Genomic DNA, 12,050 nt, shown 5'->3' with positions numbered 1-12,050 from the left:
GATTCAGCTCCAGGTGTCGGTTTCCACGAAACGTCGCTGCAGCAGCACCACGATGAAGATCACAATGGCAAAGCAGAAGCCCAGTGCGGCCGCATAGCCCATGTGGTTGAAGTAGAAGGCCTGGTTGTAGATGTAGAGCACGGCCGAGAGCGTGGCGTTGAGCGGTCCGCCGCCCGTCAGGATGTAGGGTTCGATGAACAGCGAGAATCCACCGATCGTCGAAAGCACCACCACCGTTACCATCGTGGGGTTCAGCATGGGAAGCGTCACGTGCCACCAGCGTTGCCAGGCGTTGGCGCCGTCCAGTTCGGCCGCCTCGTACAGGTGCTTCGGGATGTGCTGCAACCCGGCCAGAAACAGCACGATGTAGAGCCCCACGTTCTTCCAGGTCGCCATCAGCGCAATCGAAGGCATGGCCAGCGCCGGCGACACCAGCCAGGGCACCGGCTCCCCGCCCAGCGCCCGGATCATCCGGTTGATCAGGCCGGTGTCGAAGGCGAACAGTTGCTGAAACAGGATCGTGATAACCACGCCCGAAACCACCACGGGCATGAAGTAGGTCGCCCGGAAAAAGCCCCGGCCCCTGAGCGGACGGTTCAGCAGCTCCGCAAAAAACAGCGCCACAATGATCTGCAGCGGGATGTGGATGGTCAGAAAAATGCCCGTGTTGAGCAGCGCCCGGAAGAACAGATCGTCCCGCACCAGCCGCACGAAGTTCTTCAACCCCACGAACTCCATGGGCGTGACGATGTCCCAGCGATGGAACATCAGCACGAACGCAAACAGCAGCGGATAGCCGAAAAACACGGCCATGTGCAGCAGGTAAGGGGCCACGAGCACATAGCCGCTCCGCTCGCCGCGCAGGCGGATCTGCAGGCGCCGTAATGTCGCTCGAAGCTCAGGCATTCCAGTCCAGGATCATCTGAATGCGACGCAACGCACGACGGGTTGCCTCGGCGGGTGAGCGCACGCCGAAGACGGCGGCCGCCTCGAACTCCTGCGCGAACGCGTCCAGAATTTCTTTCAGATCAGGGGCACTGTCGACGCTCCGCGTGTAGGCGGCCTGTTCGGCAAAGCGCCGGAGGATCGGGTATTTTTCAAACACGGACGCGAAGTATGGATCGTCGAGCAGCCCCCGGCGCACGGGGATCTGGCGCGTGCGCTCCAGCAAGCGCCGGTCGGCCTCGCGCGACACCAGGAAGCGCGCCAGCCGCCAGGCCACGTCCGGATGCCGCGTGGTCGAAAAGATCACGATGTTCTTGTAGTCGCCATAGGTGTAGACCGGTCCTTCGTGATCGTCCGGCACGGGAATCGGCGCCACATCGTAGCGCAGCGTCGGCGGGGCGTTTTTTTCCAGCCAGATCAGGTGCCAGGGGCCGGTGAAGTCGGTGGCGAGCTGGCCTTTGAGAAAGCGGCTTCCGGCGCTGGTCCAGACGGCTTTCGGGAAGGCGCCCATGGCATACAGGCGGGCAAAGAAATCGAACACCCGGTTCGAAGCGGCCGTATCGACGGCCAGCCGTCCCTGTCGATCGAAGAGCGTGCGCCCGCCCGAAGCGGCAATGTAGAAGGCATAGTAGTCGAAATAGCGTTGCCACCAGATGGGTCGGATGTCGCGGTAGCCCATCCATCGGTCGATGAGCCCGTCGCCGTCGGTGTCGGCCGTGACGCGGCGGGCGGCCTCCAGGTACTCGCCGTAGGTGCGCGGCGGCCGCTCGAACCCCACCGCCCGCAATAGTTGCACGTTGTAGAACATCATGACGGGGTTCGTCTTCCAGGGAAGCTGGTAGAAGTGCCCGTCGCGGGAGCGGAACGGCTCGCGCACCGTCTCGGGGATACGGGCTTCGAGCAGCGAGTCGAAGTCCGGGAAGCGATCCAGCGGCACGAGCGCTCCGGCCTCGACGAAGTCTTCGACGATACCCGGCCAGATGTTCGAGCACAGATCGGGTGTCGTGCCCGCAGCCACGGCGGCCAGCAGCACCTCCTCGCTGGACTGTCCGGCCGGAATGGGCTGCACGATCACCTCGACGTCCGGGTGGGCCGCCGTCCATTCGGCCACCAGCTCACGGGCCAGCGCCAGCTCGTCGGGGTTGGGCGCCGTCCAGTAGACGAGCCGCACCTTTCCGTCTTCCGGTCCGGACGTCGGTGCCGGACGATGACAGCCGGCCAGCAGGAGCACCCCGGCCAGCAGCCCGATCCAGCAGCGATGTCGGAAGAGGCGGCGCATGAGTCAGAACGTAATGCCGATGCCTACGATATGCACGCCACCGAGCCGGCCGCTGTCGCGGTAGGCGTACTCCAGCTTGGCGAGTCCGCCCGCGTAGGGCAACACCTGATGTACGGCCAGCCCGGCCGAAAGCCCGCCTTCGGCCTCGGGTAGAAACAGCGCGTGATAGCCGCCACGCAGAAAGATCCGTTGCTGAAAGCCGTACTCCACGCCGACGTTGACGCTTTCGTAGTTGGCCGAAGGATGCAGTGCGTCGGCCGTAAGCAGCAGCTGATGCATGCGCGTTTGGATTGGACGCAGCGCTACGCCGAACTGAAAGTTGAGCGGCAGGCTCCAGCTATCCGTTTCGTAATTGGCCGGAATGCGGTTGTTGTTGCCCTCACGGGTGGGGTCCGGATCGACAAACGTGCGGAGATCCCGACCGCTCATCCGCATGTCGGTGCCGAAGTTGTAGACGGCCGCCCCGAGCGTCAGCCCGCCGAAAAAGTCGGTGTGGAACTGCACGCCCAGATCCACGGCAAAGCCCACGGCCGAGCTGTGCCAGATGCGCTGCTGGATGAACTTGGCCGTGGCGCCGATGGCGAAGCGGTCGGTAATGAAGCGGCCGTAGGACAGCCCGATGGCCAGATCGGCGGCATCGAACCATTCGCCGGTACCTTCCGGCCGGTCTTCGGTGCGCACGAGCATGTCCGGCACCGAAAGCATTGTGACCGAGACGCCGAGCGTACCCAGCGTCCCGAGCCGCAACGCGGCCCCCAGATAGTCGAAGCTGACGTCGGCCAGCCAGCGGCTGTGTACGGCCATGGCCTCGCCGCCCTCCAGGTGGGCCAGCCCGGCCGGATTCCAGTAAAGGGCCGACACGTCGTCGGCCGCCGCGACGAACGAGCCGCCCATGGCCATCGCACGGGCGCCCACGCCGATCTGCAGAAAGTCGCCGGCCACGGTGCCCGCCTTCGAGACGGTCTGTGCCCGAGTCGGCACCGCCAGTACCAGCGCCAGGCCGATCGCGGCCAGCCATTGCCCCTGTCGTATGCCCGTCTGCATGGTGGTTTTCTACTTGATGACCGCAAAGCGTCCGACGTACTCGCCCACGCCCGGCGCTTCCACGTGGAAGATGTAGACGCCGTAGGCGAGCTGCATTCCGTCCTTGGTGGTCAGATCCCAGGCCAGCTGGCCGTTGTCGATGCCGCCGTGATGCTCCAGCGTCTGCACATGCTGGCCCGAAAGCGTGTAGATGCGAATCGTGCACTCGGGCGGCAGATTCATGAAGTAGATGCGCCGCTCGCCCCGGCCGATGCGGTAGACGCTCGACGGCTCGAACGTACTGGTCGCCACGTACGGATTCGGCACCACGTAGATGTTGCGCAGGTCGTGGCGCGCTTTGCTGGCGTCGAAGGCCGGCGGCCGAATGGTAAACCGGATCCGGTCACCCGTCTGGAACGGCTTGATCGTCCGGAACCGGAAGCTCGTACCGGGCCGGGGCGGCCGGTCGGGTTTGTCCGGCTCCGCCACCGGGTCAGGTGGCAGGAAACGAATGGCCCAGGACGCCCGCCAGCGCCCTCCCTGCATCTGCGGCTCGCTATCAGGCGTCTCGCCCATGACCAGGATGATCAGGTCACCATGATCGTACTGTCCGTTCTGAAGTTCGGGCCGGTCTTCGACGATGATGAACGGTTGCCGTTCGCCCGTGGTCAGGTTTTCGATGTAGAACGGTGTGGGGATCTGCCGCATACCCAGCGCCAGCCGCAACGACGTATCGGCGAACGTCTCGGTAAAATGCACTTCGAAATCGGCCGGGAGCGGCACGTACCGGGCCGTGCCCACCACCGAGCTGGTCGAAGCCGGCTGCACGATGCCCGCGTAGGTCGTCTGCTCGTCGGTGAAAGTCAGTGAGCTACCGTCGATGCTGACGCCGGCCGGCTCATCGAGCGTCAGCACCCAGCCGCCTTCCAGCACGGCCAGTTCGTTCAGTCCCGCCCGCAGCGTCCCCTCCCGGAGCACCTCGCCCGTCTCACGCTGCACGCGGTAGTTGACCTCCGGCGCATTCTGCCAGAGCAACGGATTCTCGAACACCACCTCGTAGGTGGCGCCTTCCTGCACGGCCTCGGGTGCGGCCAGTTGCAGATCGATCGAGCCCGTGCCGATCGTCTGACGCTCGAACGCAGTCACTTCGGGGGGTACGTAGCCGGCCGCCGGCGCCCGGGGCGTCACCACGGCCGTGTTGATGTCAAGCGAAACCACCTGTCCGGCCAGGTCGGTCTTGATCGTGGCCGTGGTCAGGCTCGGCGCAATGCCCCGGATGAAGCCCTCGGGATCTACCACGATGTTGCCGTTTTCGTCGCGGGCCACATAGCCCCGGTCGTAGGCCACCACGGCGTAGTAGTAGGTCTGGCCGTTCTGCACGTCGCGATCGACGTAGACGTGCCGCAGGCCCGTGTCGTTGCCCAGGTTGAAGTGCACGCCGTTGACGGCCACCGGATGAAGCCCGCGAATGCCGTTCTTCAGGTCAAACTGTGCGATCGGCTTCCGGTAGGTCAGCGTGCCGTAGGCATCGGTGATCAGGAAGTTCTCGTTGAAATTGGGTTCGCTGGAGCGGTAGATCAGATAGCCCTCGAAGTCGTTCTCGCGCAGGAATGGATCGAACGAGCGCTCGGCCACGTCGTCCCAGATGAGCGTTACCTGACGGTCGCCCGGAATGGCAATGAGCGTGGGCTTATCGGGCGGCCGCGCAAACTGATAGTTCGCGTTGTAGATCTGCTGCACGGTCTCTTTCTTCCGGGCCAGCGACGTATTCTCCATGTTGCGCGGGTCCGTGAAGTCGTGGCCGGCAAACAGCAGCGCCATGGAGAAGCGCTCGGTCTGGCCCGGCTGCAGCGGGAAAGGACCCGACGAGAAGAACATGCCCAGGTTGCGCCCGCCTTCGAGCAGGATGTCTTCCAGCGGCGGCAACGCGCGCGAAAAGACCCGGTAGTCCTCCTCGTCGTCGATCAGCTCGTAGCGGTGCACATCGAAAATCTCGAAGCCGGTCAGGCCGATCTGGTCCGACTCGTCCTTATCTGTCGCGTCGAAGTTGCGCTCGCCGGGTGTGGGGCGGCCGTCGGTCTCGCCTCGATCGGCGCCGTTGTAGCCCGGATCGCCCGGACAGACCCCGTCCTCGCCGCAGTCGTCGTTAGTGGGCTCGCCCGGATCCCAGATGCCGTTCCCGTTCAGGTCGGTGAAACCCACCCAGGTCAGGTTCTCGTCGCTCGTCCACCAGCGCCCTGCCCGGTAGGCCGGACGCAATTCCAGCGGCCCGTAGAAGCGTTCGAAGTCCTGCAGGTTGTAATGCTGCTCCAGATAGGCCCGGATGTTTTCCTGACCTTCGATGAGCTGACCGGGACCACTGTCGCGCCGCTCGTCGGTGATGCCGTCCTGGTCGTTGTCGATGCCATCTGTGTGATTACCGGGCGACTCCAGGAAGGCATATCCTGCAACGCCCACCGGTCCCCACTGGCCCGGCGTGCCGATGCCGTCGAAGTCCCAGGCGAAGGCCAGATCGAGCCGCGTGTTGTAGGCCCCTTCGTCATCACCCGAATCGTCGGTGCCGCCCACGCCCCAGTCGATGTACTGGGCATAGAAAATGTCCGGGTAGAAAACGTCGCATTCGTTCGTGATCTCGTAGTGCCAGAAGATGACATCCTGGGCCAGCACATGCGTCCACTGGAAGCCACGCGCGGCCACCTCCATACCGAGCCCACCGCGTGTGGTATCATTCCGACACGGGAAGAACCGGTGGGGTGGTTGCGTCCACTCGAAGTCGTGCGCGTCGTCGAAGACGAAATAGGTCTCCAGGTCGGCGTTCATGATGCCCCGGCCGAAGTAGCCGTTCCAGTAGCCTGCCCATTCGATGGGGCGATCGGGCCACTCGGCCGGCCAGGTGCTCGGGTCGTCGCTGCGGGCCGGCGACGACTGGCGCGGATTCGAATAGCCGGGGAGCGGGGCCCAGCCCCAGGGAAGCTTGGTGACCGGGTCGCGGTCGATGAACTCCCGGTAGTTCGTGCTCATGGGGTAGATCGTGCGGCCCTGGCTGTCCTGCGTCCGCGCCGAGACGATCAGCGCCACGCCGTCCACGTAGGAGTGACCGGAGCCCTTGGGCCACTCGCCGGAAGGCTGATCGGGCCAGCGGGCCACCTCGCCGTGGTTGGCATAGAGCGTGCGCACCCGGTTTCCGTCCATGATCCCCCACTGCGTCAGCCGGGGGTCGCCTTTGTTCGGATCGGGCGTGCGCTGCGCCAGCGACGGCACGGCCAGCAGCCAGCCTGCCAGCAATCCGATCCCCCAGAACCGTCCTGCAGATACCCGCATCATGCCCGCACTAAAAGGTTACGTTCATGCCGATGTTGACCAGCCGCGGCGCCGAGTAGAAGTCGGGCCGCCGGAGGAATTCTTCTTTGGAATTCAATCCCTGCGGCTCACCGGAGTAGTAGCGCAGGTTCGGAAAAGCGCGGCCGGTATCGGTGTACACCTGGATTTCGTTACGATGGTCGAACACGTTGTAAACCCGAGCGAAAAGCTGCACACCGACGGGGCCGAGCTTCCAGAGACGGCTGGCGTACAGATCGAATTGCACGAAGCCGGGCCGCCGGGCCGAGTTTTCCACGCCGATGCGTTCGTCGGCGATCGATGGCGTGTAGGGAAGTCCGGACCCCAGACGCCCCACCAGCGTCACGGTCCAGCGCCCCGCCTCGCCCACGGTCAGGCTCGTATTGAGCTGATGGCGCCGGTCCCAGTCGAGCGGTACCAGTTGCTTTTCCGGCTCGATGCCCGACATTTCGTCGATGAGCACGGCCCGCGGGTCGCTCGCATTGCCCCGGGCAATCTGGAAGGTGTAGTCGATGCCGAGTCCGAAGCCGCCGGCCATGCGCCGTTCCAGCGACACCAGAAAGCCCTTGACCTGTCCGTAGTCCCGGTTCACGTAACGGCCGTACTTTTCGAGCTGGAACGGCTCGTCGAAGCCCGGTGCAATGACCTCGATCCGGGTGCTCAGCAGGTTGCGGATGTCTTTGTAATAGAGCACCAGATTCAGCCCGATCAATTCGGAAAACGCCTGCTGCAGGCCGATTTCGTAGGCGACAGTCTGCTCGGGCTCCAGGCCGGCATAGCCGAAAGCCCGACTCAGGCCGCGTTCCGGATCGTAGATGTAGTCGGCGTTCGTGTACAGGTAGTCGAAGGCGGGCATCTGGAAGAAATGCCCGTAGGCCAGTCGCACGGCGCCGTTCTGGCTGATCGGGAACGACAGGCCCAGCCGTGGTGAAAGCTGCCAGCGTACCGGAGCCGGACGGCGCGGAGAGGTGCGTGGCCGACTGAAATCCTCCAGCACTTCGGCCCGCGGATCGAAGAAATCGAACCGGAGCCCCACGTTTACCACCAGGTAATCGAATTCCATCTTGTCCTGCACGTAGGCGCTCAGCTCGATCGGTCGCTTGTGGTAGTAGACGTGGTCGGGCGTGTGCACCGGGGGAATGGCCGGCTGGAAGCCCGTCGACGGGTTGCGCTTGACCTCGAAGTCGCGCACCGTGAGCGTGTGCTGCTTGAACTCCACGCCGGCCTTCATCTGATGGCGCAACGTCACCTGGCTTGTGATGTCGAAGCGGGCCGTAAACGTCTCGGTTTTGCGCCGGAAATGCCGCATGATGGCACCGCCCCGGTAGAACGAGAAGTTGCCGCCCAGCAGCCGCAACGCATCGTCGCGCGGATAGCGGGGGTCCAGGGGATCTTCGTAGACGTATTCTCGCACTTCGTTGGTGAAATAGGCGCCTTTCAGCTCCGCAAACGTGCGCGACGAGAAGATGTGCGTGTAGGTGGCCAGTAACGAGCGCGAGCGGCCGTAGACCGTCGGCGTGCCGTCCGGGTTGTAGCGAAACAGGTGGTTGTAGTTCTTGCCCCGATCGCCCTGCCAGAGCCCGCTGAGCGTCAGCTTATGCTGTCCGAAGAGGCGGGCCGTCAGCTTGGCCTGCAGCGTGTGCTGCTCGCTCCAGTTCATGGGCACCAGCGCCGAGTCGCCCAGCGCCGGCACGAAGACCTGGCGGCCATCGACCGTCACGTACTGCGCACGAGGATCGTCCTGATCGACCGGCAACACGATCCGCCGGCCGTACAGGTGGCCGTCGTTGTGCACATAGCGCCCCGCCACAAAGAAGGTTACGTTCGAATAGCCCGGAATCAGCGGGCCGCTCAGGTCTCCCTGGATCGAGCGGGCATGGAGCGGCGAGATGCGCTCCAGTCCCATGAACAGGTCGGTAGCCGTCGTCAGGTAGTCGCCCACGTAGCCGCCCAGCGACCCCTGATAGCGCTCGCTTCCCTCGCGGGTCACGATGTTGACCACACCGGACTGAGCGCTTCCGTACTCGGCGTTGAAGGTCCCGGTGATGACCTCGATCTCCTGGATCGCGTTGTTTTCGACCTGGAAGGCAAAGGAGCGATCGTAAACGTCGTTGATCTGAACGCCATCGACCAGGTAGGCCACCTCCCCGATCCGGCCGCCCCGGAAATGGCCCTCCACGACGCCCGCCTGCAGGTTCACCACGTCCGTGAAGTTCTCCACGGGCAACACGGCCAGTTCTTCGCGGGAGACGGCCGCCGCCGTGGCCGTCAGGTCGCGCTGCACCAGCGGGCGCGTGGCCGTGATCACCACCTCCTGGCCGGTGATCGTCTCCTCTTGGAGCGTGAAGTTGACTTCGGTGGTCAGGTTGATCTGCACGCGCACCTCCTGCACCACCTGCGGCGTAAAGCCGACCATGGAGGCCCGGAGCGTGTAGGTGCCCGGCCGTACGTTCAGGATGACATAGTAGCCGTCGGCGTCGGTCGAAGCGCCCTGCTGTGTCTCCAGGATCACCACGTTCACACCGGGCAACGGCTCACCGGTCTGGGCGTCGGTCACGCGCCCGACGATCTTTCCCGTCGTCTGCGCCCGAAGCGGAAGGGTACTCAGCAGCAGGAGCAGCCCGATCCAACCCGCGCCACGCGTTACAAGTCCGGTCATCGTTCGACAGCCAGCAGCTTCTGGGGACAGAGAAAAAGGGCCGGGAGCCGCCCGACAGACGGCTCCCGGCCTGCAGCCGGACTACTTCACCAGCAGCATCTTGCGGGTCTCGACATACCGACCGGCCCGAAGCTGGTACAGATAGAGACCGGCCGGAAGGTCGCGCGCGTCGAACACCACCCGGTGCGTGCCGGCCGGAAGTAGTTCGTCCCGGATCAACGTGACCACTTCCTGGCCCAGCAGGTTGTACACCGCCAGCGTAACCCGCGTGGGCTCAGGCAACGAGAACGACAGCGTCGTGCTGCGACGGAACGGGTTCGGGTAGTTTGCATGGAGCAGGAAGCGCTGCGGCTGCTCGACCGAGCTTTCCTCGCTGACACCGGTGGGCAGTAGCGCACTGCCACCAATGCGCACGATGCTGACATCATCCCAGTAGGTGGTGCCGGTGAACTCATGCCAGTAACGCAAACGCAACTCCATCCCCACCGCCCCCTCCTTCGGATACACCACAAACGCATACTGACGCCATCCCGTCGAATCCACCCGCTCCGCCAACGGTATCACCTGCTCGTTGTACTCCCCGTTGAGCCGTATATCCACTCCCCCAATCTCCCCCCAGCCCGCCGCGCCACTCTCCATCTGATTGTACCACAGCGCCGTCAACCCAATGTTGTTGTTCCCCTCTCCAATCGTCTCCGGACTTGCCACCCCCTCGTACCGCACCCAGAAACTCACCAACACCGGCTCACCCGCCACCACCGGCACCCGCTCGCTGATCGCCACCGCCTCGTACTGCGACGTCCCCTGCAAATCCTCGATCCGCAGCGACCGACGCCCACGGTGCGCATCTGCCTCCGTCACCGTCACCGCAAACTCCTGACTGGCCGGCCATCCATCCAATCCCCGCGGAAAATCCGGCCACCAGTAATACCAACCTCCACTCACATCCACGTTCGCATTGAAAAAGTCCCCCTCCCAACCTTCCGCACTCGGATCCGCCTTCCGCACAAACACATCGTCCAGATACACCGTACCCGTCGCCTGCGAACCCTTCCGAAACTCGATCCGCACGCTCGTCGCATCCTCCGGCAAAATCAACGAACCCAGCGACGTGTTGTCGATCCGAACCCATCCGCCTGTCGACGGCTGATCCTGCGGCACATCGATCACCAGCGGACCGCCCAGCAAATCCTGCCCCGCACTGTTGTTAGGAGTTACGCAGTTGAATGAAGGATCAGGGAGGGAGAGGCCAAGTAATGACGGATAGCCTCCCGAAGGATGGCCTGTTTGGCCTCAAACCAGCTGATACCACGCTGCAAACGGGCCACTTCCAAGCGCAAAAAGGCTCGAATGGCCAAACCAATGTGGTTGCGCTGGGCTTCAGCCACACGAAATTGCCCCCGTTCGATCCCTGTGAACTGCTTCAGACCCTGATGATACACCTCGATTTGCCAGGCATGCCGGCCATACGCGGCGGTTTCTTCCAGGGTCATATCCAGGCGGCTGCTGGCCCGGTATTCCTCGCGACCGTCTGGGGTCACCGTCTTGAACACCTTCACCCAGCCGTACCCTTTCAGATGCATCACACAACCTTCAGCAGGGATCGGCCAACTCGATACCGGACGATTCCGGCGCTCGCCCTCTACCGAAACCAACCGGTTGGCTTTCAAACGCGTGAACCATTCCCATCCCAGCTGGCGCACATACTTCAAGTTGGCCAGACTGGCATACCAACTGTCAAAGACAACCAACCGGGGCTGAAAGCCACGCGCATGGGCCGTTTGCAGCAGGGCTCGAAAGTGGTCATTCTTGGTCAGGCCGTCTTCTGCCCGGTTGTAAAGGCGAAAATCGCAAGGCAGGCGTGCTTGGCCTTCGGTCCACAACAGCGAGATCAGGTTGATGCCCTGGACCACCCGCTTGTGCTTGCCCGACCAATGGCGTGTCACCCATGCCATCTTCCGAGCATGGGGCTTGTCCAGCGTGGTATCGTCCACCACCAACACCCCACGGTCTGGCCGGACAAAGGGGGCCACCTCCTGCCACAGGGCTTCCGTATCGGGCGGAATCCGCTTCAGCAGACGCGTATAGGCATCATGCGCCGGGGCGTTGAGCTCCCCTGCCCGAATCCGAGCCGCTTCGGTGGTGGTGAAGACCCGTTGGGCCGCAACCAAGAAATGAATGTAATCTAACTCATCCACTTTCGACGCGTTCACGGTTGGCCTCCCAGACTAAAGCGTTGTCCCAGTGTGCCTCCCAAAGTTACATCATCACGGTCAACTGCGTAAGTCCTATGTTGTAAAACGTAAAGACCAGCTGAAACTTCTCCTCGTCCGTCTGCGGGTTCGTGTTCACCCCCTCGGTCCACACCCAGCCCCCAACAACCAGCTCCAGATTCCCCGGAATCCGAGGCGTCCAGTTCCGAATCGCCTCCGACTGCACCCACGACGACGCCCCCGTCCCGCTGAGCTTCAAACTCCACTCCGGCGTGCGCGACCGCTCCCGCGTCCACGCCGCCCCATCGCCCACCGGCTCCCAGTAACTCGGTATCCCAGACTCAAACCCACCGTCCGAAAGCAGATTCATGGGCGAATCGGCCGTCAGCAGATCCAGCAGCGTCTGCTGCGCCTGCGCGGCCATGCTCCAGCCGCCGATTGTCAGGATCAGGCCGAGCCAGAGCGCCCGCCCGATCCGACCCGTGTGTCGTAGCATCGTCTTCATCGCCGTGCTCCGTTGGTGAAGGTTATCGTTTTTTTACATGGCCTTTTCATGCACGAAGCGGTTTCTGAAATCGAATTATAGTAAAGC

Annotated in this window: 8 protein-coding genes; all 8 read right to left on the bottom strand. The window is 63.5% G+C overall.

The genetic code is table 11. From position 1 onward, the window contains the following. Nucleotides 1-3: 3 nt before the first annotated feature. Nucleotides 4-906, bottom strand: coding sequence for a carbohydrate ABC transporter permease (locus GYH26_RS01845; protein ID WP_161540254.1), 903 nt, complete (start codon nt 904-906; stop codon nt 4-6). Beyond that, the gene (locus GYH26_RS01840) at nt 899-2,224 is read right to left on the bottom strand and encodes an ABC transporter substrate-binding protein (RefSeq protein WP_161540253.1); all 1,326 of its coding nucleotides are present in this window, start codon (nt 2,222-2,224) and stop codon (nt 899-901) included. Before GYH26_RS01840 ends, GYH26_RS01845 begins: the two co-directional genes overlap by 8 nt. A gap of 3 nt (nt 2,225-2,227) precedes the next feature. Continuing rightward, nucleotides 2,228-3,268 (bottom strand): PorV/PorQ family protein, encoded by a 1,041-nt coding sequence (locus tag GYH26_RS01835; RefSeq protein ID WP_161540252.1) that lies wholly within the window; start codon nt 3,266-3,268, stop codon nt 2,228-2,230. 9 nt (nt 3,269-3,277) lie between these two features. Further along, nucleotides 3,278-6,571, bottom strand: a complete 3,294-nt coding sequence (locus tag GYH26_RS01830) for a hypothetical protein (RefSeq protein WP_161540251.1) — start codon at nt 6,569-6,571, stop codon at nt 3,278-3,280. Between the two features lie 7 nt (nt 6,572-6,578). Continuing rightward, nucleotides 6,579-9,245 (bottom strand): TonB-dependent receptor, encoded by a 2,667-nt coding sequence (locus GYH26_RS01825; protein WP_161540250.1) that lies wholly within the window; start codon nt 9,243-9,245, stop codon nt 6,579-6,581. An 81-nt stretch (nt 9,246-9,326) separates the two neighbouring features. Next, nucleotides 9,327-10,433: a T9SS type A sorting domain-containing protein gene (locus GYH26_RS15135; RefSeq protein ID WP_242006544.1), complete on the bottom strand. Its 1,107-nt coding sequence runs from the start codon at nt 10,431-10,433 to the stop codon at nt 9,327-9,329. Between the two features lie 26 nt (nt 10,434-10,459). Continuing rightward, entirely contained in the window at nt 10,460-11,458 is a 999-nt protein-coding gene (locus GYH26_RS01815; protein WP_161540220.1) for an IS701 family transposase, read from the bottom strand. 46 nt (nt 11,459-11,504) lie between these two features. After that, nucleotides 11,505-11,963 (bottom strand): hypothetical protein, encoded by a 459-nt coding sequence (locus GYH26_RS01810; RefSeq protein WP_161540249.1) that lies wholly within the window; start codon nt 11,961-11,963, stop codon nt 11,505-11,507. Nucleotides 11,964-12,050: the final 87 nt, after the last annotated feature.

This window comes from Rhodothermus marinus (assembly GCF_009936275.1).
Classification (GTDB): domain Bacteria; phylum Bacteroidota; class Rhodothermia; order Rhodothermales; family Rhodothermaceae; genus Rhodothermus; species Rhodothermus marinus_A.
Note: the sequence above shows the minus strand (reverse complement) of the source record. Positions and strands in the feature narration are given on the sequence as shown.